The organism is Microbacterium sp. PI-1 (assembly GCF_004337555.1).
GTDB lineage: Bacteria > Actinomycetota > Actinomycetes > Actinomycetales > Microbacteriaceae > Microbacterium > Microbacterium aurugineum.
The window spans coordinates 73325-97367 of sequence record NZ_SJYZ01000009.1; the positions used below are offsets into that span (position 1 = coordinate 73325).

The following is a 24043-nucleotide window of genomic DNA, read 5'->3' on the forward strand; positions in this document are numbered from 1 at the left end:
TCTCCACCCCTCGCACACGACGCCCCACTCTCTGGAGATCACATGACGAACATCCTCTGGTTCACGCAGATCGGCATGGCCGACGTCGCCCAGGTCGGAGGCAAGAACGCCTCCCTCGGCGAGATGGTCTCGAACCTCTCCGGAGCCGGGGTGAGCGTGCCCGGCGGCTTCGCGACCACGGCCGACGCCTACCGGGACTTCCTCGCCGAGGGAGGACTCTACGAGCGCATCCGATCCACCGTGGAAGCGCTCGACGTCACGGATGTCGCCGAACTCGCGCGGGTCGGCGCCACCGTCCGCGAGTGGATCGAGCAGCAGCCGCTCCCGGCCGCCTTCGAGCAGGACATCCGTGCGGCCTACGCCACGCTCGTCGACTCCGATCCCGAGCCCGCGTCGGTCTCCTGGGCCGTGCGATCCAGTGCCACGGCGGAGGACCTGCCGGATGCCTCCTTCGCCGGCCAGCAGGAGACGTTCCTCAACATCAGCGGCATCGACAACATCCTCGCCGCGATCCGCAGCGTGTTCGCGTCGCTCTACAACGACCGGGCGATCGCCTACCGCGTGCATCACGGATTCGACCACCACGACGTGGCGCTGTCGGCGGGGATCCAGCGCATGGTCCGCTCCGATGTCGGGGCCTCCGGCGTGCTCTTCACGGTCGACACCGAATCCGGATTTGATCGTGCGGTGTTCATCACCAGCTCCTACGGTCTGGGCGAGGCGGTCGTGCAGGGCGCGGTGAACCCCGATGAGTTCTACGCCTACAAGCCCGCCCTGCGTGAGGGACGGCCGGCGATTCTCAAGCGTTCGGTCGGTGAGAAGGCCGTGAAGATGGTCTACGCCGACGGCACGCACGCGGGCGCCAGCACCGTCTTCACCGATGTCCCCGCCGCCGAGCGCGTCCGCTTCAGCATCACCGATGCCGAGGTGGAAGAGCTCGGACGGCAGGCCCTGGTCATCGAGGAGCACTACGGGCGTCCGATGGACATCGAGTGGGGCAAGGACGGCATCGACGGGCGGCTGTACATCCTCCAGGCCCGCCCGGAGACGGTGGTCTCCCGCGCCGACGGCAAGGAGATGCGGCGGTTCGTGCTCGAGGAATCGGGCACGGTGATCACCGTCGGGCGCGCGATCGGGCAGAAGATCGGAGCCGGACCGGTGCGGGTCATGACCTCGCTCGCGCAGATGGACGCCTTCCGGCCCGGGGACGTGCTGGTCGCCGACATGACGGATCCCGACTGGGAGCCGATCATGAAGCTCGCCTCCGCCATCGTCACGAATCGCGGTGGTCGTACCTGTCACGCCGCGATCATCGCGCGCGAGCTGGGCATCCCCGCCGTCGTGGGCACGGGTGACGCGACCACCGTTCTGAGCGACGGACAGCGGGTCACGGTGTCGTGCGCCGAGGGGGACAACGGCTTCGTCTACGAGGGCATGCTCGGGTTCGAGGAGATCATCACGCGTCTCGACGCGATGCCCGAGAGCCCGACGAAGATCATGCTCAACGTCGGCACTCCCGATCAGGCGTTCGCCTTCGCGAAACTGCCCAACCGCGGCGTCGGGCTCGCGCGACTCGAGTTCGTCATCAACCGGCAGATCGGCATCCACCCGCGCGCGCTCCTGGACCATGAATCGCTGCCGACGTCCCTGCGTGCCGACATCTCCGAGCGCATCGCGGCCTACGCGTCTCCTCGGGTGTACTTCGTACGTCGCGTCGCGGAAGGGGTGTCGATGATCGCCGCGGCATTCGCGCCGGAACCCGTCATCGTGCGCCTGAGCGACTTCAAATCCAACGAGTACGCCAACCTCATCGGCGGGGAGCTCTACGAGCCGCAGGAGGAGAATCCGATGCTCGGCTACCGCGGCGCCTCCCGCTACATCTCTCCGGACTTCCGTGCGTGCTTCGACATGGAGTGCGAGGCGCTGCGGTTCGTGCGGGACGAGATGGGTCTCACCAACGTCGAGATCATGGTCCCGTTCGTGCGAACCCTCGGTGAAGCGGCGGCCGTGACGGAACTGCTGAGCGAGAACGGCCTGCGGCGGGGCGAGAACGGACTGCGCGTGATCATGATGTGCGAGCTCCCCTCCAACGCCGTGCTCGCCGAGGAGTTCCTCGAGTACTTCGACGGCTTCTCGATCGGCTCGAACGACATGACCCAGCTCACGCTCGGACTCGACCGCGACTCCGGACTGGTGGCCTCGACCTTCGACGAACGCGACCCGGCCGTGCTCCGGATGCTCTCGATGGCCATCGAGGCGTGCCGCCGTGCGGAGAAGTACGTCGGGATCTGCGGTCAGGGCCCGAGTGACCATCCCGATCTCGCCGAGTGGCTGGTCTCGCAGGGGATCGAGTCGATGTCACTCAACCCCGACACCGTCGTGGAGACCTGGCTGCGGCTCGCCGCGCAGACCGTGCCGGTTCCCTGACCGCGCCGGGGCGTCTCTGTCGGCCGACACGAGTAGTCTCAGGTCATGGGAACCCTCGAGTACAACAGCTCTCGTCCTCCGATCGAGGTCGATGACGAGACGCTGGCGCATCTGAAGATCGTCATCGGGACGAAGCTTCGCCGTCATGAGAGCTTCATGATGACCTGGTTGCCGGAGGAGAAGAACCCGGCCGGCCGGCTCACGATCTGGATGCACCCCAGCATCCCTCTGAGCCTCGCGTTCGACCACGCGGAGATGCCGGCGATCGACTCGAAGCGGATCGAACGCATGATGGAGAACCTGAACGCCCGGGGCGAGCTCGTCCTCGATCAGCTCGGCTAGGGAACGCGGCGGAAGGGGGCTCCCGGAAGCAGGTCTGCGAGACCTTCGCTCCCCGCTGCGGTGAGACGCACGGCGCGGGGGTTGGAGGGAACGCGCTCGATCCAGGCGTTCTCCGTGAACGTCGCGAGCAGCATGTCCGCGGCCAGCCCCGCGAGGTGCTCGCGTCGTTCCGTCCAATCGAGGCACGGGCGGGTGAGAGCGCGCCTCGGATTCGTCGGCAGTTCGATCCCGAGGGACGCCACCCAGGTCCGTCCGGCCGGGGTGAGTGAGAAATCGGACTCGATGTAGCCTGTCGCGCGCATGCCGTCAGCGAGTGCGACACCGAGCTTGCCCGCGAGATGGCGGTAGCAGGTACGAGCCTCCTTGATGGCGCGGTCACGGTGCTGGGCGTCGAGCGACGGCGTGGCGGGCGGGACACGACCGGAGAATGCGGCGAGTGCCTCGACCAGGTCAGCGGCTCGGGTGTCGGCGAGTCTGAGGTAGCGGTGTCGTCCCTGGCGCACTTCTTCGACGAGACCGGCATCGAGCAGTCTGTCGGCATGCTCGCTCGCGGATGACCGAGCGATGTCGGCGGCCCTGGACAGTTCCGTGAGCGTCCATGCTCTTCCATCGAGCAGGAGCAACAGCATCGACGCGCGAGCCTCGTTGGCGAAGACGGCGGCCGTCGCCGCCAACTCCGGGCTGCTCGTCCCCTCCATGTCGAGGATTTTATCGCCCGCACCGTTCGGTCCAGCCCGAACGTTTCGAGCCACAGACTTGCCCTCATGAACTCGACTCTGGCGATCGAACCCTCCGTGTTCTACTTCGGCACCCCTGTGGCCCTGCTCACCACGGCGAAGGCCGGCGACGAAACCGCGAACATCACGCCCATCTCGTCCGCATGGGCATTGGGCGACACTTACGTCCTGGGACTGAGCAACGGGGGCAAGGCGATGCGCAATCTCCGCGACAACGGCGAACTCGTGATCAACCTTCCCGACGCTCGGTTGTGCGAGTCGGTCGAGAGGATCGCCGACACCACGGGGGTTGCGGACGTCCCGGCACCCAAGCGGGACAAATACCGATTCGAGCCGGACAAGTGGACGCTCGGCGGGTTCACTCCACGGCCGAGTGGGATCGTCGGGCCGCCGCGGATCGCCGAGTGCCCCGTGCAGATGGAGGCTCGTGTCACGAACCTGACGCCGCTGGATGAGGAAGGCGACGCCACCATCGTCCATGCGAAAGTCCTGCGCACACACGTGCATCAGGCGCTGGCGGTGCCGGGGACCTCCTACGTCGACGTCGATGCCTGGAAGCCGATGTACTACACGTTCCGGCACTACTTCGCGCAGGGCGAGCGGGTCGGGGTCAACTTCCGCGCGGAGCGGTGAGCCGTTCGGCTCGGGTTCCCAGACGGGTGGGGATCAGCGGCGGACGCGGGCGCGCGTCTTCGCGACGCTGGCGAGGGTCGCGCGCAACGGAGTGCCCAGGTACAACCCGAGGGAGGCTCCGGAGGCGAGACCGATGCCGATCACCGCAGCATCGATGAGCGAACCTCCGGCGTACAGCATCCCGGTCGAGGTACCGGCCGCGTGCACCATCTCGAGCAGACCCTGGAACACGGCCACACCGGGGACGAGGGGAACGATCGCCGCGGTCGTCACCGCGACGGACGGCACGTGCAGGTTGCGGGCGATCAGCATGCCGAGGAAACTCGCCAGCAGTGCGCCGACCGCGCTCGCCGCCGCGGGATGCAGGTTCAGGGCGATGGATGCCGAATACCCCGCGAGCGTGACGGCACTGAGCAGTGCGCTCACCAGGATGATCCGGATCCCGGCGCCGTTGAACACGGCGACCGCGATGGCGACGATGATCGCACCGGCGAACTGGTTCAGCAGCGGGCCGAACGGCGCGGGGTCGTCGGGGAGGTCCATCGTGAAGCCCAGGACACTGCCCAGCTCGAGGCCCACGAGGATCCCGATCACGACCCCGAGCGTCTGCATCGTGAGGTCGAGGATGCGTCCGCCGGCGGTGAGCGCGAACCCGTCGATCGCGTCCTGCGCCGCCCCGACCACGGTGAGTCCGGCGAGCATCAGCACGATACCCGAGGCCACGATGATGGACGGGCGGATGCCGACGAAGGGTTCGACCCCCGCGGCGCCGAGAGCCGACACGACGACCGCCACCCCGGTCGTCACGAAGCCACCGGCGATCTGGCTGAAGAACAACGGGACCCGGATCCTGGCGAGAGCCGCCTGGGTCAGCGCCGCGCAGAGCGCCGCGACGAAGGTGAGGGCGACGATGATCGGGGAGGCGCCGAGCATGATGCTCACCCCGACGGCGAGCAGAGCCCGCGCGACGATGACCACCGGCTGCTGATAGCGGAAGGGCACCCGTCGGATCGCCCGGAAGGTCGCGCGCGCGGATTCGAGGTCGAGTCCGTCGTCGATGTCCGCCACCAGGGCCTGCACCCGCTGGAGCTTCGCATGGTCCGGAGCCGTCACCCGCACCACGCGGACCAGCGTCTCCGGCCAGACCTCGCCGCTCAGGTGGAACGACACCGTGATCGAGTTGTAGGTGACGTCGACCTGGACGCCCTTCATCCCATAGGCGTCGCACACGCGGATGATCGCGAGCGTCACCTCGTGCGCGGAGGCCCCGACCGCGAACATCGACTCGCCGATACGGGTCGCAAGGTCCAGCACCCGCGGTACCGTGCGTTCGTCGATGACGGGCATCGCCTCGGTGGCCGCGACGGCCGAGGGATCGGTGTGCAGCAGGCGGCGCACCGACGTGAGCAGCGGCCGGCGGGATCTCGCGGACATGTCTCCATTCTCCCGTCCGGGAGGCGATCCGTCACGGGCGCGCCGCGATCGGACCGCCCGCCCGTCAGGGAGCAGGGGTGATGTCGATCGTGGCGGAGGTCTCGACGTCGTCGCAGGCCGACCCCACCCAGAGTCGGATGCTCCCCGGCTCCACGCGGCGCACGCCGTCCAGGCCGGTGAAGGCGAGGCGCTCGGTGGGGACCGCGAACTCGATGACCTGTTCCGCACCCGGTGCCAGGGACACCCGGCGGAAGTCGACCAGCTGCGCGACGGGGCGGGCCACGCTTGCGACCTCGTCGTGCGCATACAGCTGCACGACGTCGGTGCCCTCGCGGGAGCCCACGTTGCGCACGCGCACGGTGACCTGGAACGTCTGCCCCGCGGTCACGGTCTCGTCAGCTGTCAGGTCCCGGTGCTCGAACGTCGTGTAGGCGAGCCCGAATCCGAAGGGACGCACGGGCGTCGGATCGACGCTCGTCACATCGGTGCGTCCTCCGAGGGCGGCGTGCAGGTAAGAGTACGGCTGCGCGCCGGCGGATCTCGGCAGGGACACCGGCAGGCGACCGGACGGGGACACGCGTCCGCTCAGCACGGCGGCGATCGCCGCGCCTCCTTCCTCCCCGGGGAAGAACCCGTGCAGGACGGCGGCCGGCAGGGGAGGCTGCTCTGTCGGCGATGTCCGGCCGGCCGGCGCGGGGGAATTGACCGATCCGAGACCCGCGTTCGTCCCGGCAGCGGTCGCCCGTGGCGGGAGCGCCCAGCCCAGAGCATAGGGGCGGCCGGTGAGAGCGACGACCACCACCGGGGTGCCGGTGGCGACGATCGACTCGACGAGTGCGCGCTGCACGCCGGGGAGGTCGAGGGAGTCGACGTCGTTGCCCTCGCCGACCGTGCCGCGTCCGAACAGCCCGGCACGGTCACCGATCACGACGATCGCGACATCGGCCTCGGTGGCCTGCGCGATCGCCGAGGGGAAACCGCTGCGGTCCTCGCCGTCGACCTCGCAGCCGACGGCGTGGGTGATCGTCGCCGAGGGGAGCTCCGCCCGGAGCGCGTCGAGCACGCTCGGCAGCGCGATGCCGGCGGGTACGTCGGGGTGGTGGGCGAGCACGTGGTTGACGAAGGAGTAGCACCCCATCAACGCCTCGGCGCTGTCGGCATTCGGTCCGATGACCGCGATACGCGGCGACGCGGACGGGTCGAGCGGGAGGATGTCGTCATTGCTCAGGAGGACGAGCGACTCCTCGGCCAGACGGCGGGCGAGTCCACGATGCTCGGGCGAATCCAGGTCGACCTCGCGCGGCGGATCGGTGAAGTCCGCGTCCAGCAAGCCCAGCTCCTCCTTCTGCGTGAGCACGCGCCCGACGGCCCGATCCAGGATGCTCTCCGGCAGAGACCCGTCGCGCACCTGTGCGGCGAGCGTCGTGTACGCGTCGGGGGAAGGCAGCTCCACATCGATTCCCGCGGTGAGCGCGAGCGCGGCCGCCTGGGCGGAGTCGGCGGCGACATGATGCATGGTGCGCAGGAAATCGACGGCGAAGTAGTCGGACACCACGACTCCGTCGAACCCCCAGCGTTCGCGCAGCACCTCATCGAGGTAGTACGGATCCGCGGCGACCGGCACGCCGTCGATATCGCTGTAGGAGTTCATGACGCTGCGCACACCGCCTTCCCGTACCGCCATCTCGAACGGCGGAAGGAGCACGTCCTCCACCTCGCGACGACCGGCGGACACCGGAGCGTGGTTGCGGCCGGCGCGAGAGGCGGAGTACCCCACGAAGTGCTTGAGCGTGGCGTGCACACCTTCCGCCTGCATGCCGCGCACATAGGCGGTTCCGACGGTTCCGACCAGCAGCGGGTCCTCGGCGATGCACTCGTCGACGCGTCCCCACCGCGGGTCGCGGATCACATCCAGCACCGGCGCGAGACCCTGATGGATCCCGAGGGTACGCATCGACGATCCGATCGCTCGCCCGACCTGTTCGACCAGATCCGGGTCGAAGGACGCTCCCCACGCGAGCGGCGTCGGGAAGGTCGCGGCCTTCCACGCGGCGAGCCCGGTCAGGCACTCCTCGTGCACGAGAGCGGGGATCCCCAGCCGGGTCTCCCGCTGCAGCCGCGCCTGCTCGCCCCACAACCAGCTCGCGCGCTCGATAGGCTCGACGGGGCGCGTGCCGTAGACGCGGGTCAGGTGACCGATCCCGTGAGCGGTCGCCTCCTCGTAGCGGGTGGACGTCCGCTTCTCGCCGGCCATCGGGGCGACGAGTTCGTTGCCCTGGTCGACCCAGAAGCCGACGAGTTGTGCCTGCTTCTCCTCCAGCGTCATCTGGTCCAGGAGGCTCGCCACGCGTGCGGAGAGCTGAGGGCGGGGGGTGGGGGAGAGCACATCCATCTCTTTCTGTGGAACTTCGGTCGACATCGTCAACCCTTGACGGCGCCGGTCAGTCCGCCCACGATCCGGCGCTCGAACAAGCTGAAGAAGATCAGGGCGGGGATCATCGACAGCGAGGTGAATGCCAGCACCTTCGCGGTGTCGACGGAGTACTGGGAGGCGAACGACTGCACGCCGAGGGGGAGCGTGAACGAGGCCGCATCGTTGAGGATGAACAACGGGAGGAGGTACCCGTTCCAGCTGCCGATGAACGCGAGGATGCCGGTGGTGATCACGCCGGGGATCGACAGCGGCAGCACCATGCGCCAGAAGAAGCCGATCCTGCTGCATCCGTCGATGAACGCGGCTTCCTGGATCTCGTCGGGGATCGCCCGGAGGAACGGCACCAGGATGATGATCGTCGTCGGCAGGGCGAAGGCGATCTGCGGCAGGATGACCCCACCGAGGGAGTTCATCAGGCCGAGGTTCCGCACCACGATGTACAGCGGCGTGATGGCCACGGTCAGCGGGAACATGAGGCCGGCGGCGAAGAACGCGTAGAGCACTCCGCGTCCGGCGAACCGATAGCGGGCGAGCACGTAGGCCGCCATCAGCCCCAGGGCGACCACGCCGATGGTGGTGGCGAGGGCGACGATGGTCGAGTTGAGCACCTGGCGCCAGAAGATGCCGCCCGTGATCACGTCGAGGTAGTTCTGGATGAGCCACGGACTCGGCAGCCCTGACGGGTCGGTCGTGATCTGGGCGTTCGTGCGGAAACCGCCGATGATGATGTACGCGATCGGAGCGAGCATCAATCCGACGACGATCAGTGCGACGAAGTAGACGGTCGGGTTGGCCCACGGCAGCCGCGCGCGCGGGGCGCGCCCCGGCCGCTGGGTGACGAGTAGCGAGGTGGCGGTCATCGCGTCGTCCTCTTCTTCCGTGCAGGGGCGCCGGTCAGGGCGCCGTCGGTGTCGCGTCGTAGCACCGCGCGCTGGTAGACGAGCGCCACGACGAGCGAGATCAGGAACAGCACGACCGCGACGGCGTTGCCGTACCCGAAGTTGCCGGCGTTGCGTCCTTCGGAGACCATGTAGGTCGCCATCGTCGAGGTCCCGGCGGTGGAGGCGATGTACTGCCCCCAGATGATGTAGACCAGGTCGAACAGCTGCAGCGAGCCGATGATCGACAGGAATGCCCAGATGCGCAGCGTCGGAGCCAGCAGGGGCAGCGTGATGCGCCACTGGATCTGCCAGTACGAGGCGCCGTCGATCGCGGCGGCTTCGTGCAGCTCCTCGGGAATGCCCTGGAGCCCGGCGAGGAACAGGATCACCGCGAATCCGACGTACTTCCAGGTGATGATCACCATCAGCGTCCAGATCGCGATGTCCGGATTCGAGAGCCAGTCGTTCGCGAGGAATCCGAGGCCCATCTTCTCCAGCAGGTCGTTGAACGCACCGCTGGTCTGCAGCATCAGGCTCCATCCCGTTCCCACGACGACCTCGGAGATCACGTAGGGGATGAAGATGAGGACGCGGATCAGCGACTGACCGCGCATCCGCCGGTTGAGCAGGAGGGCGAGCAGGATCGCCGCCGGCCCCTGGAAGACGAGCGAGAAGACCAGGATGAACCCGTTGTGCGCGAGCGCGTCGTGGAACAGCGGATCCTGCAGGATCGTGAGGTAGTTCTTGAGCCCGACGAAGTCGGTCGGAGGGCCGTAGCCCTGCCAGCTGAAGAACCCGTAGTAGCCCGCCATCAGCACCGGGAAGATGACGAAGGCGAGGAAGACGAGGAGGGCCGGCCCGGCCAGAAGGATCACTTCCAGCCGGGCGGAGACCCTATGCCTTTGCTGCGGCATCCTGGACGGCCTTGACGATGTCCTCCGGGGTTCCCTGACCGGCGAGCATGTTGACGACGGCGACGTTGAGGGCGTTGCCGACGTTCTGTCCGTAGACGGTATCCAGCCACTGCGTGGCGTACGGTGCGGCGTTGTAGGCCTCGAGGATGGCCTGCAGGTACGGCTCGGTCACGGCCTCCTGCGCGACGGTGTTCACCGGCGGAGCGTTGAACGCCTTGTAGTAGGCGGTCTGCACCTCGGAGGTGCCCAGGTAGTTGAGGAAGTCGACGCAGGCATCCGGCGCATCGACCGAGCACGAGTACCCGTCGACGCCACCCATCATCGAGCCCGGCTCGCCTTCGCCGCCCTCCACCTCGGGGAAGGGGAACCACGAGAGGTCGGGAAGCGGCTTCTGGTCGGGCGTCAGGGAGCCGATCACGCCCGGGTTCCAAGCGCCCATGAGCTCCATGGCCGCCTTGTGGTTGGCGATCAGTCCGGCCGAGCTGGCGGCGCCCTGCTGCGCGGTCGTGGTCAGGAAGCCGGAGTTGAACGGTTCGGTGGCTGCGAAGGCCTGCAGGTCTTCACCGGCGCGCACCCAGCAGTCGTCGTCGAAGTTCATCTCATCGGCAGCCTGGGCGAGCGTGTCCGAGCTGCATTCGCGCAGGGCCAGCCAGTAGTACCAGTGCGCTGCGGGCCAGGCATCCTTCGCGCCGAGGGCGACGGGATCGATCCCCGCACTCTTGAGCTTCTCGGTCGCGGCCTCGAGCTCGTCGAGCGTGGTCGGGTTCTCGGCGATGCCCGCCTCGTCGAACAGGTCCTGGCTGTAGAAGAGTCCTCCGGGGAGGACGGCCACGGGAAGGGCGTAGATCTTGCCGTCGAGGCTGCTCGCCGAGTAGGCGGCATCGGAGATCTCCTCCGCAGCGGCACCCGTGATCGAGTCGGTCAGGTCCTTGAGCTGTCCTGCTTTGACCATCGCGGCCATCTTGCCGCCGCCGCGCTGCAGGAAGATGTCGGGGGCATCGCCGGAGTTCAGAGCGGTCTGGAGCTTGCCGTCGAGATCCTCGTTCTGGATCGACTGGATGTCGATGGTGACGCCGGGATTCGCCTCTTCAAAGTCGGCGACGGTCTGCTCCCAGAATTCCACCCCCGGTCCCGTCGTGGAGTTGTGCCAGAGGGTCATCGCCGAGTCTCCGCCGTCGTCGGTCGAGCCGGCCGTGCACCCGCTGAGCGCGAGAGCTCCGACCGTGGCGATCGTGGCGAGGGACACGAGGGAGCGCCGTGTGCTGTTCATGTGATCGTTCTCCTCATCGAGAGTTGCGCCGCGCGTCTCTGCGGGCGCCGCGGTGGCAGGAGGTGCGACCGCGTCGCGTTGCAGTCTGCTGTCGTCGAGAACTTTCGTCAAACGTTTTCGAAAACAGTTTCCATGGCGGGCGCGCAGCCGGATACGCTGGGCGATCATGAGCGGGAGAACGACGATCCACGATGTCGCGAAGGCGGCGGGCGTCTCGGTGTCGACGGTGTCGAAAGCCGTCAACGGACGCTACGGGATCGCGGATGAGACGGTCCGACGTGTGCTCGACGTCGTGCAGGAGCTCGGCTACGAATCGAGCCTGGTGGCCAGCAGCATGCGCGCCAGACGCACCGGCGTGATCGGGGTGCTCCTCGCCGACTTCGAGCCGTTCAGTGCCGAGATCCTCAAGGGCGTCGGCGCAGCGGTGCACGGCACCGGTTTCGATCTGCTCGCGTACAGCGGGTCGCGGCACGGACAGGGCGAGGGGTGGGAGCGCCGATCACTCAGCCGCCTCTCCGGAACGCTCATCGATGCCGCGATCATGGTCACGCCCACCGTCGTGGGGGCCTCGGCCGAGATTCCCGTGGTCGCGATCGACCCGCACACGGGCCGGGCCGACCTGCCGACGGTCGAGTCGGACAGCTTCGGCGGGGCTCTCACCGCGACCCGCCACCTCCTCGAGCTCGGCCATCGCCGGATCAGCTTCCTGGGCGGTCGTCCCGACCTCCGCTCCGCGGGACTGCGTGACGCCGGCTATCGGCGTGCGCTCGCCGACGCCGGCATCCCGGTGGATCCCGACCTGATCCGCGCGGGGCGCTACGAGCTGGAGACGACGCGGGATTCGGCGAGGATCCTCCTGGCGGGTCCGGAGAGGCCGACGGCTGTGTTCGCCGCGAACGACCTCTCCGCCATCGCCGTGATCGAGGTCGCGCACGAGCTCGGGCTCCGGGTGCCGCAGGACCTCTCGGTGGTCGGGTTCGACGATGTGCCGGAGGCCACCCGACGAGCCCTGCCGCTCACCACCATCCAGCAGCCGATGCGTCGCCTCGGGGCGGTGGCCGCGGAGATGGTCTTCGCGCTGCTCGCCGGCGAGCCCATCGAGGAGATGAACGTGACCCTGCCGACGAGGCTGGTCGTGCGGGCGACCACGGCGGCGATCGCCCGCACGTAGGCCGGGGTCAGGCGCGAGCGACCTCGAGCTGGATGACCGACCAGGACAGCGGGGGCAGGGTCGCGCGCACCGCACCGTCCACGACCTCGACCGCACCCAGCGGCACCATGTGGACGCTGTCGGGAGCCGTCTCGAGGTTCGACGTGTGGCGGTCGCCGCCCTCGGGGATCGTGAGGGTCTCGGCCTCCACCACGCGCAGGTCGCCGAGCCCGTGCAGGTCGATCGTCAGGTCGCTGGATTCGTCCAGCGAGCGGTTCGCGACGAACACGGCCACCCGACCGGTCGCCTCGTCCCATGTGGCGGCGGCGTCCACCGCGTCGACGCCGCCGTAGCGCTTCGTCTCGATCTGCGCCGCCGAGACGGCGAGTCGGAGGATGCGGCCCTTCGCGAGACGCGCCATGCGCTCGAAAGGCCAGAAGCTCGTCTGGCGCCAGGCCGCTCCGCCCTCTTCGGATCGGATCGGTGCGATCACGTTCACGAGCTGCGCCTGGTTGGCGATCTTCACACGGTCGCCGTGCCGCAGCAGGCTGTTGAGCAGCGTCCCGACGACGACGGCATCCGTCACGTTGTAGGTGTCCTCGATCAGCCGAGGGTGCTGCCTCCACCCGGCCTTCTCGATCTCCTTCGCCTCGACGTCGTTGTACTTCACCTGATCCCACACGTTCCACTCGTCGAACGAGATGTCGATCTGCTTCGTGTGCTTGCCCGCGGCCTTCACCGCGTCCACCGTCGCGATGACGCCCTCGATGAAGGCGTCCATGTCGGTGGATTCGGCGAGGAACGACTCGGCGTCTCCGTCGTGCTCCTGGTAGTAGGCGTGCATCGAGACGAAGTCGACCTCGTCGTAGGCGTGCGAGAGCACCGTGTGCTCCCAGGTGCCGAACGTCGGCATCGAGCGGCCGGACGACCCGACCGCGACGAGCTCGATGGAAGGATCGACCAGTCGCATCGCCTTGGCGGACTCCTGCGCGAGCCGCCCGTATTCGGCCGCGGTCTTGCCTCCGATCTGCCAGGGGCCGTCGAGCTCGTTGCCGAGGCACCACAGCCTGATGTCGAACGGCTGCTCGGCCCCGTTCCTGCGACGCAGATCCGACCAGTACGTGCCGCCGGGGTGGTTCGCGTACTCGACGAGGGCGCGGGCCTCCTCGACACCGCGGGTGCCGAGGTTCACGGCCTCCATGACCTCGACGTCGGCCTCTTTCGCCCAGGCCATGAACTCGTGCAGGCCGAACGCGTTCGTCTCGACGGTGTGCCAGGCGCCGTCGAGACGCACCGGCCGGTCCTCTGCGGGGCCGACACCGTCTTCCCAGCGGTATCCGGACACGAAGTTGCCGCCGGGGTAGCGGACCACGGTCGGTCCCATCTCCTTCACCAGAGCCAGGACGTCGCGGCGGAAGCCGCGCTCATCGGCCTGAGGATGACCGGGCTCGTAGATGCCGGTGTAGACGCAGCGACCCATGTGCTCGACGAACGAACCGAAGAGTCTCCGGGGGACGTCGGCGATCGTGAAGTCGCGGTCGATGGTGATGCGGGCCTGAGACATTGTTCTCCTCGGGTCTGGCTCTGCGGGTGGGGTGGTGCGGGAGGGCAGGGATCACTGACCGCCGAAGCCGCTGGTCGCGACTCCCTTGACGATCTGCTTCTGGAAGATGATGAAGACCACGATCAGGGGCAGCGCCGCGAGCACGGCTTGCGCCATGGCCTGTGCGTACTGCACGCCGTAGGCGCTGATCACGGTCTGCAGGCCGACCGGCAGCGTCATGAGCGTCGTGTCGTTGATGACCAGGAACGGCCAGAGGAAGTTGTTCCAGGCGCTGATGAACACGAAGATCGCCACCGACGCCATGATCGGACGGGACAGGGGGAGCACGATCGACCAGAAGATCCGGAACCGTCCGGCGCCGTCGACCCGTGCCGCATCTTCCAGCTCGATCGGGATGGCATCGAAGAACCGCTTCAGGATGAATACCATCGCGGGGGCCACGACCTGCGGCAGGATCAGCCCCGCGTAGGTGTCGACCAGGTTGAACGCGAGCATCTCGTAGAACAGCGGGATGATCAGCACCTGGGGCGGGACGACGATGGAGGCGATGATCGCCACGAACAACCACCTGCGGCCGGTGAAGTCCAGGCGGGAGAAGGCATAGGCCGCGAGGGCGGAGATGGCCAGCGTGATCACCGTGATCGCGACGGACGTGAGCAGGCTGTTGAGAGCCCACACGTAGACGTTGCCCTGCGAGAGGATCGCCGTGAACGCCTCGATCGTGGGTCCGCTGGCGCCGATCCAGCCCGGATCGCCGGAGGCGGCATCCGTCTCGGTCTTGAATGCGGTCGCGACCGCCCAGAGGAAGGGCAGCAGCCAGCCGACCGCGAGGAGCAGCAGCACGACGAAAGCGGCGATGCGGAGTGGGCCGAAGGGGTTCTGGCCGGGAAGACGTGGCCGCCGGGGACGACGGGACGATGCCGTCGTGATCGTCTCGGTGGCAGTGGGGACGACGGGGGATGCGGTGGCGGTGGACATCAGAGCTGCTCCTTCCGGCGGCGCGTGATCAGGGCCTGCGCGACGCCGAGGATGACGATGAGGGCGAAGAACACGTAGGAGATGGCGGCCGAATAGCCGAACCGGTAGCTGACGAAACCGGCCTCGTAGATGTACTGCACGATGGAGCGGGTGGTGTCGCTCGCGACCCCGCCGAGCATCTGATACGCCTGGTCGAACAGCTTGAGCGAGGCGAGGATCTGCAGGATCAGGATGAGGACGGTCGCCGGGCCGAGCTGGGGGAGGGTGATCGACCAGAACTGTCGCCAGGCGCCGGCGCCGTCGAGGGAAGCGGCCTCGTACTGCTGCGGCGGGATGTTCTGCATCGCGGCGAGGTACAGCAGGAAGTTGAAGCCCACGGTCCACCACACGGTGGCGATCACGATCGACAGCATGTTCGTGTCGGGATTCTGCAGCCAGGCGAGCGGTTCGAGACCGAAGAACTCGAGGATGTTGTTGGCCGCGCCCACCTGGGGGTTGAAGATCCAGACCCAGATCTGCGAGATCACGGTCGAGGCGAGCAGGAACGGCATGAAGAACGAGAGGCGCCACAACCATTGTCCCGGGATGCCGCGGTCGACGAGAGCCGCCATCGCGAGGGCGACCACGACGAGAGGCACCGTGGAGAGCAGCGTGAACCAGACGGTGTTGCCCATCGACTGCCACATCTTCGGGTCGCCGAACGCCTCGGCGTAGTTGGCGAAGCCGATGAACGCGCCGCCGGCCCCGGTGAGGGACTGGTCGGTGAAGCTGAGGATGATGCCGTGGATGATGGGCCAGACGAGGAACAGGACGAAGGCCACGAGGAACGGCGCGAGGAAGGCCCAGCTGATGAGCTGTTCGCGGTTGCGCGAGCCGGCGCGGCGACCCCGCGGGGTGGTGCGGGACCCGGTGACGATGGTGCGCGTGGAATCGGTGAGCGCGGTCATGATTCGAACGTCCCCTCGGGGTCTGCCGGGTTCGGCTGTCGGAGCAGGGTGTTGACCCGCGCCTCGAAGCGGTCGATCGCGGTCGCCGGGTCGTCGCCCGAGAGCAGCACACCCTGGACGGCCGCGCCGAACTCGGACTGGAAGTTCGAACCGGACCCGGTGAACCATGCGGTCGGGTCGTACACGACGTGCTGGGCCGCGTCGGCGTAGTTCGCCTGGGGGATCAGGTCCGCGTACTCCGGGGATTCGGTCACGGGGAGGAATGCGGGGATGTGCCCGGCCTCGGCCCACCCGAAGGAGTTCTTGAGCATGTCGGCCACGAACTCGTAGGTGAGATCGCGTCGGACCGGGTCGGCGTGGGACTGATGCGGGAGCACGAACGAGTGGGAGTCGGCGTAGACCGCCGGTGTGCCGAACAGCGTGGGGATCATCGTCGCGTCGAACGGGATCCCGGCGGCCTGCATGGTGCGGAGTTCCCAGACACCGGTGAACAGCATGCCGCTCTTGCCGGTGGCGAACTCGGCGATGGCGCTGCCGTAGTCGGCCTGTGCCAGGGCGATCTCCCCGTCGAGCAGGGTGCGCATCAGAGACAGTGATTCGACGGCGACGTCTTTGTCGATCGTCGCGGGCCCGCCCGGAGGGAGTTCCATGGCCGCGCCGTGCTGCGAGTAGAAGGTGTAGAACAGGCGCCACATCTGGGCGCCGTCGCCGAGGTAGCCGTAGGACAGCGCATGCCCCTCGGCAGAGCCCCCGATTGCGCGCAACTGGTCGAGGAACTCCTCGGGAGAAGACGTCTCTGCCAATGCCCCGTCGCTGTCCAGGACGCCTGCGGCATCACAGATGTCGGTGTTGAACATCATCACGAAGGGGTGGGCGTCGAGGGCGACGCTGTACATGTCCCTGCCCACGAAGCCCTTCTCCCAGATCGGAGCGGGGAAGGTCGCGCTGTCGACGCCGAGCTCGGCGAGGCGGTCGAGGTCCCAGGGGTCGAGGAGTCCGCCCGGGGCCCAGCCGACGGTGCGGGTCGCATGCATGATCGCGACATCGGGGGCGCGACCACCGGCACCCGCCATCGCGAGTTTCGTGTAGTACGGAGTGCCCCACGCGAGCACGGTCGGGCGGATGCGGAAGGCGCTCTGTGCACCGTTCACCTCATCCAACAGCTGCGACATGGTGACACCGTCGCCTCCGCTGAGCAGGTGCCAGAACTGCAGGGTCTGCGGGCCGGTGGCGGATGCCGCACCGGGAGCGCACCCGCTGAGCAGGGCCGCGCCGGCGGCGAGGGAGGTGGCAGCGAGGAACTGCCTTCTGGACAGATCGAGCGGGGGCGTCATCGTCACTCCTTCGTGACAGGGCGGGTGGACGACTCATCATTACATCGATGTAATCGGATCTGCAAGCATCGATCGTGCTCCGATGCCGGCGGAGGTCAGGGGCGGTAGCCGGCCGGGCGGCCCTCCGTGCTCGCGCGTTCCAGGAGGTGGTGCGAGAGGGTGAGTGCCCGCGGCGGAGCCGTGCGGTCGTCCATGCGGGACTCCAACAGGCCGAGTGCCGCGATCGCGAACGCCTGTCGATCGAACGCGATCGAGGTCAGTGCCGGGGAGGTGAACCGCGAGAACTCGACATCGTCGAAGCCGGTCACGATGACGTCGTGCGGCACTCGGATGCCGTTGTCGTGCAGGGTGTGCAGGGCCCCGAGCGCGAGCGAATCCGTGAATGCCACGATCGCGTCGAAGGGCACACGGCGATCGAGCAGGACACGCACCGCCTCCGCGCCACCGGCCATCGACCAGGGCAGACGATTGATCTCGAGGGCAGTATCCCGGGCGATGCCCGCTTCGCGGAGCGCATCGTGCACGCCCTCGAGGCGCAGCCGGCTCGTGGCCGTCGCGATCGACGGATCGTCGTCGGCGCCGACCACCGCGACCCGTGTCGCGCCGCGGGCCAGCACATGCCGCGTCGCGTCGGCGGCAGCCTGTCGGCTGTCGATGCGCACATGGTCGGCACGGTTCTGCTCCACCTCGCCGATCACCACCAGCGGCGGAAGGCGGTCGGCGTACTTCAGCACGCTGTCCTCGAGGCGGATGGGGTTGAGGATGAGGCCGTCGACCAGGTGCGCGCGGGCGCGGGAGACCAACTCCTTCTCACGCTCGGGCTCTGATGCCGTCTCCTCGATCTGCACGGCGAGGCCTTTGCCGTGCGCAGCCTCGACGATGCGATGCACGAGCTCTGCCGAGAATGCGGTCGCGAGATCGGGGAGGGCGACGGCGATGATCCCGGAGCGCCCCTTGCGCAGTCCCCGCGCGCTGAGGTTGGGAACGAAGTCGAGCTGCGCCATCGCGGACTCGACCTTGGCCCGAGTGCTCTCATTGACGGGAACCGTGCCGGTCACGACGTTCGACACCGTCTTGGGGGAGACCCCGGCGAGGGCCGCGACGTCCTTCATGGTGGCGCGGGGCGGCGGCAGCGCTGTCATCCGGTCAGCCTAGCGCCGAGACTGGCATGCGCGGAGTACATCGATGTAGTCGATCGATGGGTGGCTATCATGGCGCAATGAGCAGCGAGCGCAACTGGGCAGGCAACCTGACGTACCGGGCCTCGGCGGTCGCGCACCCCGAGTCCGTCGACGAACTCGGCGCCCTGCTCGGGCAGGGCGGGCCAGTGCGCGTGCTCGGCTCACGGCACTGCTTCAACGACATCGCCGACACCGAAGGCGTGCTCCTCGCGCTCGACCGTCTGCCCTCGGTGTTCGAGGTGAACGCCGACCGGACGGCCGTGCGGGTCTCCGGTGCCGCGCGCTACGGCGACATCGCGCCCCTGCTCGACGCGGAGGGACTCGCGCTCGCCAATCTGGCCTCACTCCCGCACATTTCCGTCGCCGGAGCGGTGGCCACCGGCACGCACGGTTCGGGCGACGCCATCGGTTCGCTCGCGAGCGCGGTCCGAGGCCTCACGATCCTCACGCCCTCCGGCGAGACCCGCAGACTGGAGCGGGGGGACGCCGACTTCGACGGCGCGGTCGTGAGCCTCGGAGCTCTCGGTGCAGTCCTCGATGTGACCCTCGACGTCGAGCCGACCTACGAGATCGCTCAGCACGTCTTCGAGCATCCGGACTGGGACGCGGTGCTCGCCGACTTCGACGAGGTCACCTCGATCGGCACCAGTGTGAGCCTGTTCTCGACGTGGGAGCGCACCGATGTGATCGACCAGATCTGGGTCAAGCAGCGTCTGCCCGAAGCGCGCGAGGCCGCCCGGGTGTCCCTGTTCGAACGGCTCGGAGCGGTCGCTGCCGTGAGCAAGCGGCACCCCATCCTGGGCGTCGACCCCATCGCCTGCACCGAACAGCTCGGGGTCGCCGGGCCGTGGTTCGAGCGGCTGCCGCATTTCCGGCTCGACTTCACCCCCTCGGCCGGCGCCGAGATCCAGAGCGAGTACCTCGTGCCGCGTGAGGATGCGGTGGCCGCGATCCAGGCCGTGCGGACCCTCGCGGGGCAGATCGCGCCCCTGCTGCTGGTGAACGAGATACGCACCGTGCGCGCAGACAGTCTGTGGCTCAGCCCGTCGTACGGGACGGATGCGGTCGGTCTCCACTTCACCTGGAAGCCGGATGAGGAGGCCGTGCGCGCTCTGCTGCCGACGATCGAGGCAGCGCTTCCCGCAACGGCGCGTCCGCACTGGGGCAAGGTGTTCACCCTCGACGGCGCCGAGACGCGCTCGCGATACACGCGCGGAGACGACTTCGCCGCACTCGCCGCCCGCTACGACCCGGACCGCCGCCTGGTGAACCCCTACCTGGAGCGGCTCGGCCTCTAGTCCGCTCGCGTCCCGCCCCTGCGCGCTCCGGTCCGTCCGGTCCCAGCACGGTCCCCGTGGCTTCCGGTCGCGATATGGCAGCCGAAACAGCGTTTCTCGCTGCCATATCGCGACCGCAGCACCGGGCGTCGATCGGAGCACAGGCGTCGGCCGGAGCACAGGCATCGGCCGGACGGGCGGGGGGCTCACACGTGGTCGCGCCAGGAGTGCTGCGGGGCGTAGCCCAGGACGCGGCGGGCCTTGTCGATCGACAGCAGGGTCTCGTTCGGAGCCACCGCGCGGGTGACGGGCACGTCGGGGAAGACCTCGGCGAGCAGCTCGGCGTTGGGCCGCGACATCACGGTGTCGGCCGCCGCGATGATGAACCGATCGAAGCCCACCGGCGCGTTCTCGAGCGCCCGCTCGATCGCCTGGGCCCCGTCGCGGGCATCGATGTAGCCCCACAGGTTCCACTTGCGGCGCAGCGCGTCGGTGTCGAAGTCGGGGAACTCCGCGTAGTCCTCCGGCACCATCACGTTGGAGAACCGCAGGGCCGTGATCGACAGTTCCGGCTGCCACCGCACCAGTTCGGTCGCCAGCTGCTCCTCGAGCGTCTTCACGAGCGAGTACACGGATTCCGGACGTGGCGGATACTCCTCGTCGACCGGCACGTAGGGAGGCGGCGCGTCGAACGGCAACCCCAGGACGGTCTCGCTCGAGGCGTAGACGATGCGACGGATCCCGAGCCGCACGGCGGCCCAGAACACGTTGAACGTCGCCGGCATGTTGTTGTGGAACGTGGCGACGTCGGTGCGGATGCCGGGGGCCGGGATCGCTCCGAGGTGCACCACCGCGTCGATGCCGGCGTGCGTGTCGTTCACCCCCGCGAACGCGTCGACGACCTGGCCGTAGTCCGTCAGATCGACCTGTACGAAGTCCGGCTCTCGGGCCCCCACCACGTCCATGCCGATGACCTCGTGGCCGCTCGCACGGAGTTCCCGTGCCACGACGCGTCCGAGCTTGCCCGTTGAACCGGTGAGAGCGATGCGCATGTCACCAGGGTGCCATGCCGACGGAGTGGCGGACGCCCACGCCGTACACTCGTCGGCGTGAGTGACACGAGCAACGGCCGCGGCCGATCCATCGGCGTCCGTGACGTCGCCGCCCGGGCCGGGGTGTCCCGTCAGACCGTGTCGCGAGTCTTGAACGACCACCCGGACGTCGCTCCCGAGACGCAGGAGCGCGTGCGAGCGGCCATGACGGAGCTCGGGTACCGCATGAACAACGCCGCCCGGGCGCTGGGCACCCGACGGTCCCGGACTCTCGGGGTGCTGGCGTCGGACGCCCTGCAGTACGGTCCGTCGCGGAGTCTTGCCGCGCTCGAGGCGTCGGCGCGGGAGGCCGGCTACTGGGTGAGTGCCGCGTTCGCCGACGCGGCGGATGCGGAGGCCGTGGTCGCTGCGGTCGATCACCTCGTCGTGCAGGGTGTGGAGGGGATCGTCGTCGTCGCCCCGCACGCGCAGACGCTCGAGGCACTCGCCGCACTCCGGATCGGGGTGCCCGTCGTGACCCTGCACTCGGCCGGGCTCGGTGAGACCGGGCTGTCGGTGGATCAGGTCGCGGGTGCGCGACTGGCGGTGGCCGCGCTCGCGGACGCCGGGCACACGCGGATCGCGCACCTCGCCGGGCCGACCGACTGGCTGGAGGCGGAGTCGCGCGCCGACGGATTCGCCGCGGAGCTCGCCGCCCGTGGCCTGACGCCCGGCCCCGTGATCGCGGGGGACTGGTCGGCCGGGTCGGGGCACGCCGCGGTCGAAGCGGTGCGACGGTCCGGCGTGACCGCGGTGTTCGCCGCGAACGACCAGATGGCACTGGGGCTGCTGAGCGCCTTGCACGAGGCGGGGCTCGACGTCCCGGACGACGTGAGTGTCGTCGGGTTCGACGACACTCCTGACGCCGCCTACTACTGGCCCGCTCTCACGACCGTGCGCCAGGACTTCGACGAGTTGGCCCGGAGGGCTGTCGCTGCGGTGATCGGGGACGGAGCCGCGGCCCCCTCCGATCTCGCCGCCGTGGCGCCGGTGCTGGTCTCGCGCGCCTCCATCGCTCCTCCGCGCTGAGAGCTGCGCTCGCCGGGGCGGCGGGTTGACGGGTGCCGAGCAGCCGTGACAGACTTCCGTGACCGGTCACAGTGACCGGTCACGACGATCGAGGTAGCCGTGAGCGACGACGCCCCCACCTTCGCCCCCGACATCGAGAGGGCGATCGCCACCGTCCGCGCGGATGTGTCCCGCCTGCACGGCGAACTGGTCCGTTACGGGCTGGTCGTCTGGACCGGAGGCAACGTCTCCGGGCGTGTCCCCGGTGCCGATCTCTTCGTGATCAAGCCGTCCGGGGTGAGCTATGACGACCTCGCGCCCGAGAACATGATCCTGTGCGATCTCGACGGGAACGTGATCGCCGGCACCGAGGGCAGTGAACGCTCACCCTCGAGCGACACCGCCGCGCACGCCTACGTCTATCGGCACATGCCGGAGGTCGGCGGAGTCGTGCACACGCACTCGCCCTATGCGGTCGCCTGGGCGGCGCGCGGCGAGGAGATCCCCTGCGTCATCACCGCCATGGCCGATGAGTTCGGCGGTCCGGTGCCGCTCGGGCCGTTCGCGATCATCGGCGACGACTCGATCGGTCGTGGCATCGTCGAGACCCTCAGCGGCCATCGTTCGCGGGCGGTGCTCATGCAGAACCATGGGCCGTTCACCATCGGCGCCGACGCGAAGGATGCGGTGAAGGCGGCGGTCATGGTGGAAGATGTCGCTCGCACCGTGCATCTCGCCCGGGAGGCGGGGCCCCTGATCCCGATTCCGCAGGCAGCGATCGACAGCCTCTACGAGCGTTACCAGCACGTCTACGGCCAGAGCACGGACTCCCGGCGATGAGCGCGCGCGACGACATCGCCGCCGGCCGCACGAGTCTCGGCATCGAACTGGGGTCGACGCGGATCAAAGCCTGCCTGGTCGGCTCGGACCCGGCCGAGGTGCTCGCCACCGGAACCTTCTCCTGGGAGAACCGCCTCGAAGACGGCCTGTGGACCTACGCGCTCGACGACGTCTGGACCGGGCTGCGAGCCGCATATGCCGGGCTCGTGGACGACGTCGAGCGGCGGCACGGCATCCGCCCTGAGACGTTCGGGGCGATCGGCATCTCGGCGATGATGCACGGCTACCTCGCCCTCGACGCCGACGGTGGGCTGCTCGTCCCGTTCCGCACCTGGCGCAACACGAACACGGGGCCCGCCGCCGCCGAGCTCCGCGCGGCTCTCGGGGTGAACATCCCGCTGCGCTGGTCGATCGCGCACCTGCATCAGGCCGTGATCGATGCGGAACCGCACCTGCCCCGCCTCGACTTCGTCACGACGCTCGCGGGGTACGTGCATCACGCACTGACCGGCGAGCGGGTCCTGGGGGTGGGCGACGCCTCGGGCATGTTCCCGATCGACGCGGCCACGGCCGACTACGACGCGGGGATGCTGCGGTCCTACACCGAGCTCGCGGGCGATCGGCTTCCCACCCCGCTGACCGCGCTGCTCCCGGCGGTGCGGGTGGCGGGGGCGGCGGCAGGGACGCTCACCGACGACGGTGCCGCCCTCCTCGACCCCACCGGAGCGCTGCGGCCGGGCATCCCCCTCTGCCCGCCCGAGGGGGACGCCGGAACCGGGATGGTGGCGACGAACGCCGTGGCTCCGCGCACCGGAAACGTGAGTGCCGGCACGAGCATCTTCGCGATGGTCGTGCTGGAGCGGCCGCTGGCGGAGCAGCACGACGAACTCGACCTCGTCACCACCCCGGCGGGAGACGCCGTGGCGATGGTGCACTGCAACAACGGGGCCAGTGAGCTCGCCGCGTGGGCGGGCCTGTTCGGACGCTTCGCCGCAGCGGCGGGGCAGCCTCTCGACGAGGACGCCGTGTTCGACGTGCTGTTCCGTGAGGCACTGGTAGGAGAAGCTGACGCCGGCGGGCTGCTCGCCTACAACCACCTGGCCGGAGAGCCGATCGCCGGGCTCGCCGCCGGGCGACCGCTGTTCGTCCGCACGCCCGACAGCGACTTCCACCTCGCCAACTTCGTGCGTGCGCAGGTGTACGGCGTGTTCGGCACCCTCGCCCTCGGTATGCAGGTTCTCACCGCGGAGGGCGTGGAGCTGGACAGGATGCTCGCCCACGGAGGCATGTTCCGCACCGCCGGGGTCGCCCAGCGGTTCCTCGCCGGGGCGCTCGCGGCTCCGGTCGCGGTCGGCGACCTCGCCTCGGAAGGCGGGGCATGGGGCATCGCGGTGCTCGCTTCCTACCTCGCCGCGGCCGACGAGTTCACGCTGGGGGACTACCTCGACCAGCGGGTCTTCGCCTCGGCATCCGTCGCTGTCGTCGACCCTGATCCGGCGGACGTCGCCGGCTTCTCGTCCTACCTCGATCGCTACCGCGCGGGTCTGGCCGTCGAGGCTGCGGCCGTCGCATCCCTCTGACGCATCTGCGCTTCACTCGAA

General features: G+C 68.8%; 20 protein-coding genes. 8 read left to right on the forward strand and 12 right to left on the reverse strand.

Going from position 1 to position 24043, the window contains the following annotated elements:
* Nucleotides 1-42: 42 nt before the first annotated feature.
* Together ppsA and E0W80_RS09655 are read left to right on the forward strand one after the other, a co-directional pair.
* Nucleotides 43-2427, forward strand: coding sequence for a phosphoenolpyruvate synthase (ppsA, locus tag E0W80_RS09650; protein WP_131492282.1), 2385 nt, complete (start codon nucleotides 43-45; stop codon nucleotides 2425-2427).
* Nucleotides 2428-2472: 45 nt separating this feature from the next.
* Complete coding sequence (locus tag E0W80_RS09655; protein ID WP_047524272.1) at nucleotides 2473-2769, forward strand: hypothetical protein; 297 nt, start codon at nucleotides 2473-2475, stop codon at nucleotides 2767-2769.
* Here E0W80_RS09655 and E0W80_RS09660 read toward each other — a convergent pair.
* Nucleotides 2766-3467 (reverse strand): winged helix-turn-helix domain-containing protein, encoded by a 702-nt coding sequence (locus tag E0W80_RS09660; RefSeq protein WP_131492283.1) that lies wholly within the window; start codon nucleotides 3465-3467, stop codon nucleotides 2766-2768. The two genes, E0W80_RS09655 and E0W80_RS09660, sit on opposite strands and share 4 nt — an antisense overlap.
* Before the next feature lie 66 nt (nucleotides 3468-3533).
* Here E0W80_RS09660 and E0W80_RS09665 point away from each other — a divergent pair, with 66 nt between their 5' ends.
* Complete coding sequence (locus E0W80_RS09665) at nucleotides 3534-4139, forward strand: flavin reductase family protein (protein WP_131492284.1); 606 nt, start codon at nucleotides 3534-3536, stop codon at nucleotides 4137-4139.
* A gap of 33 nt (nucleotides 4140-4172) precedes the next feature.
* On the opposite strand, the gene E0W80_RS09670 is transcribed toward E0W80_RS09665, so the two are convergent.
* From E0W80_RS09670 to E0W80_RS09690, 5 genes are all read right to left on the reverse strand, one after another.
* Complete coding sequence (locus E0W80_RS09670; protein WP_131492285.1) at nucleotides 4173-5573, reverse strand: threonine/serine exporter family protein; 1401 nt, start codon at nucleotides 5571-5573, stop codon at nucleotides 4173-4175.
* 64 nt (nucleotides 5574-5637) lie between these two features.
* On the reverse strand, nucleotides 5638-7965 hold the full coding sequence (locus E0W80_RS09675) for a glycoside hydrolase family 3 N-terminal domain-containing protein (RefSeq protein ID WP_131492329.1): 2328 nt from the start codon (nucleotides 7963-7965) through the stop codon (nucleotides 5638-5640).
* A 29-nt stretch (nucleotides 7966-7994) separates the two neighbouring features.
* Nucleotides 7995-8867, reverse strand: a complete 873-nt coding sequence (locus E0W80_RS09680) for a carbohydrate ABC transporter permease (protein WP_047524276.1) — start codon at nucleotides 8865-8867, stop codon at nucleotides 7995-7997.
* Nucleotides 8864-9802, reverse strand: a complete 939-nt coding sequence (locus tag E0W80_RS09685; RefSeq protein WP_052193815.1) for a sugar ABC transporter permease — start codon at nucleotides 9800-9802, stop codon at nucleotides 8864-8866. The genes E0W80_RS09680 and E0W80_RS09685 overlap by 4 nt, the downstream gene beginning before the upstream one ends.
* The gene (locus tag E0W80_RS09690) at nucleotides 9783-11072 is read right to left on the reverse strand and encodes an extracellular solute-binding protein (RefSeq protein ID WP_047524294.1); all 1290 of its coding nucleotides are present in this window, start codon (nucleotides 11070-11072) and stop codon (nucleotides 9783-9785) included. The genes E0W80_RS09685 and E0W80_RS09690 overlap by 20 nt, the downstream gene beginning before the upstream one ends.
* A gap of 166 nt (nucleotides 11073-11238) precedes the next feature.
* Here E0W80_RS09690 and E0W80_RS09695 point away from each other — a divergent pair, with 166 nt between their 5' ends.
* Nucleotides 11239-12243, forward strand: a complete 1005-nt coding sequence (locus E0W80_RS09695) for a LacI family DNA-binding transcriptional regulator (protein ID WP_047524277.1) — start codon at nucleotides 11239-11241, stop codon at nucleotides 12241-12243.
* A 7-nt stretch (nucleotides 12244-12250) separates the two neighbouring features.
* Here E0W80_RS09695 and E0W80_RS09700 read toward each other — a convergent pair whose 3' ends face one another.
* The 5 genes from E0W80_RS09700 to E0W80_RS09720 form a co-directional block, all read right to left on the reverse strand.
* Nucleotides 12251-13786 (reverse strand): alpha-N-arabinofuranosidase, encoded by a 1536-nt coding sequence (locus E0W80_RS09700; protein ID WP_131492286.1) that lies wholly within the window; start codon nucleotides 13784-13786, stop codon nucleotides 12251-12253.
* A gap of 51 nt (nucleotides 13787-13837) precedes the next feature.
* Nucleotides 13838-14764 (reverse strand): carbohydrate ABC transporter permease, encoded by a 927-nt coding sequence (locus E0W80_RS09705; protein WP_131492287.1) that lies wholly within the window; start codon nucleotides 14762-14764, stop codon nucleotides 13838-13840.
* Nucleotides 14764-15711: a sugar ABC transporter permease gene (locus tag E0W80_RS09710; protein ID WP_047524280.1), complete on the reverse strand. Its 948-nt coding sequence runs from the start codon at nucleotides 15709-15711 to the stop codon at nucleotides 14764-14766. The genes E0W80_RS09705 and E0W80_RS09710 overlap by 1 nt, the downstream gene beginning before the upstream one ends.
* On the reverse strand, nucleotides 15708-17045 hold the full coding sequence (locus E0W80_RS09715) for an extracellular solute-binding protein (protein WP_131492288.1): 1338 nt from the start codon (nucleotides 17043-17045) through the stop codon (nucleotides 15708-15710). The genes E0W80_RS09710 and E0W80_RS09715 overlap by 4 nt, the downstream gene beginning before the upstream one ends.
* Before the next feature lie 95 nt (nucleotides 17046-17140).
* Nucleotides 17141-18187, reverse strand: coding sequence for a LacI family DNA-binding transcriptional regulator (locus E0W80_RS09720; protein ID WP_047524282.1), 1047 nt, complete (start codon nucleotides 18185-18187; stop codon nucleotides 17141-17143).
* A 77-nt stretch (nucleotides 18188-18264) separates the two neighbouring features.
* Here E0W80_RS09720 and E0W80_RS09725 point away from each other — a divergent pair, with 77 nt between their 5' ends.
* A complete protein-coding gene (locus E0W80_RS09725) occupies nucleotides 18265-19524 on the forward strand; it encodes an FAD-binding protein (RefSeq protein WP_131492289.1) in 1260 nt (419 codons plus the stop codon).
* Nucleotides 19525-19709: 185 nt separating this feature from the next.
* Here the strand turns inward: E0W80_RS09725 and E0W80_RS09730 are convergent, their stop codons facing one another.
* A complete protein-coding gene (locus E0W80_RS09730; RefSeq protein ID WP_131492290.1) occupies nucleotides 19710-20555 on the reverse strand; it encodes an NAD(P)-dependent oxidoreductase in 846 nt (281 codons plus the stop codon).
* Nucleotides 20556-20612: 57 nt separating this feature from the next.
* Here E0W80_RS09730 and E0W80_RS09735 point away from each other — a divergent pair, with 57 nt between their 5' ends.
* The 3 genes from E0W80_RS09735 to E0W80_RS09745 all read left to right on the forward strand — a co-directional run bounded on the left by E0W80_RS09735 (nucleotide 20613) and on the right by E0W80_RS09745 (nucleotide 24022).
* Entirely contained in the window at nucleotides 20613-21623 is a 1011-nt protein-coding gene (locus E0W80_RS09735) for a LacI family DNA-binding transcriptional regulator (RefSeq protein WP_131492291.1), read from the forward strand.
* Nucleotides 21624-21722: 99 nt separating this feature from the next.
* The gene (locus E0W80_RS09740; RefSeq protein ID WP_131492292.1) at nucleotides 21723-22442 is read left to right on the forward strand and encodes an L-ribulose-5-phosphate 4-epimerase; all 720 of its coding nucleotides are present in this window, start codon (nucleotides 21723-21725) and stop codon (nucleotides 22440-22442) included.
* On the forward strand, nucleotides 22439-24022 hold the full coding sequence (locus tag E0W80_RS09745) for an FGGY-family carbohydrate kinase (protein ID WP_131492293.1): 1584 nt from the start codon (nucleotides 22439-22441) through the stop codon (nucleotides 24020-24022). Before E0W80_RS09740 ends, E0W80_RS09745 begins: the two co-directional genes overlap by 4 nt.
* Nucleotides 24023-24043: the final 21 nt, after the last annotated feature.

What these genes read in the sequence shown, in the direction of transcription:
- E0W80_RS09725 (WP_131492289.1), top strand. Translation starts at nt 18,265, where the DNA reads ATGAGCAGCGAGCGCAACTGGGCAGGCAACCTGACGTACCGGGCCTCG.
- E0W80_RS09680 (WP_047524276.1), bottom strand. Translation starts at nt 8,867, where the DNA reads ATGACCGCCACCTCGCTACTCGTCACCCAGCGGCCGGGGCGCGCCCCG.
- E0W80_RS09660 (WP_131492283.1), bottom strand. Translation starts at nt 3,467, where the DNA reads ATGGAGGGGACGAGCAGCCCGGAGTTGGCGGCGACGGCCGCCGTCTTC.
- E0W80_RS09705 (WP_131492287.1), bottom strand. Translation starts at nt 14,764, where the DNA reads ATGTCCACCGCCACCGCATCCCCCGTCGTCCCCACTGCCACCGAGACG.
- E0W80_RS09710 (WP_047524280.1), bottom strand. Translation starts at nt 15,711, where the DNA reads ATGACCGCGCTCACCGATTCCACGCGCACCATCGTCACCGGGTCCCGC.
- E0W80_RS09655 (WP_047524272.1), top strand. Translation starts at nt 2,473, where the DNA reads ATGGGAACCCTCGAGTACAACAGCTCTCGTCCTCCGATCGAGGTCGAT.
- E0W80_RS09745 (WP_131492293.1), top strand. Translation starts at nt 22,439, where the DNA reads ATGAGCGCGCGCGACGACATCGCCGCCGGCCGCACGAGTCTCGGCATC.
- E0W80_RS09715 (WP_131492288.1), bottom strand. Translation starts at nt 17,045, where the DNA reads ATGACGCCCCCGCTCGATCTGTCCAGAAGGCAGTTCCTCGCTGCCACC.
- ppsA (WP_131492282.1), top strand. Translation starts at nt 43, where the DNA reads ATGACGAACATCCTCTGGTTCACGCAGATCGGCATGGCCGACGTCGCC.
- E0W80_RS09670 (WP_131492285.1), bottom strand. Translation starts at nt 5,573, where the DNA reads ATGTCCGCGAGATCCCGCCGGCCGCTGCTCACGTCGGTGCGCCGCCTG.
- E0W80_RS09695 (WP_047524277.1), top strand. Translation starts at nt 11,239, where the DNA reads ATGAGCGGGAGAACGACGATCCACGATGTCGCGAAGGCGGCGGGCGTC.
- E0W80_RS09690 (WP_047524294.1), bottom strand. Translation starts at nt 11,072, where the DNA reads ATGAACAGCACACGGCGCTCCCTCGTGTCCCTCGCCACGATCGCCACG.
- E0W80_RS09685 (WP_052193815.1), bottom strand. Translation starts at nt 9,802, where the DNA reads ATGCCGCAGCAAAGGCATAGGGTCTCCGCCCGGCTGGAAGTGATCCTT.
- E0W80_RS09665 (WP_131492284.1), top strand. Translation starts at nt 3,534, where the DNA reads ATGAACTCGACTCTGGCGATCGAACCCTCCGTGTTCTACTTCGGCACC.
- E0W80_RS09720 (WP_047524282.1), bottom strand. Translation starts at nt 18,187, where the DNA reads ATGACAGCGCTGCCGCCGCCCCGCGCCACCATGAAGGACGTCGCGGCC.
- E0W80_RS09700 (WP_131492286.1), bottom strand. Translation starts at nt 13,786, where the DNA reads ATGTCTCAGGCCCGCATCACCATCGACCGCGACTTCACGATCGCCGAC.
- E0W80_RS09730 (WP_131492290.1), bottom strand. Translation starts at nt 20,555, where the DNA reads ATGCGCATCGCTCTCACCGGTTCAACGGGCAAGCTCGGACGCGTCGTG.
- E0W80_RS09675 (WP_131492329.1), bottom strand. Translation starts at nt 7,965, where the DNA reads ATGGATGTGCTCTCCCCCACCCCCCGCCCTCAGCTCTCCGCACGCGTG.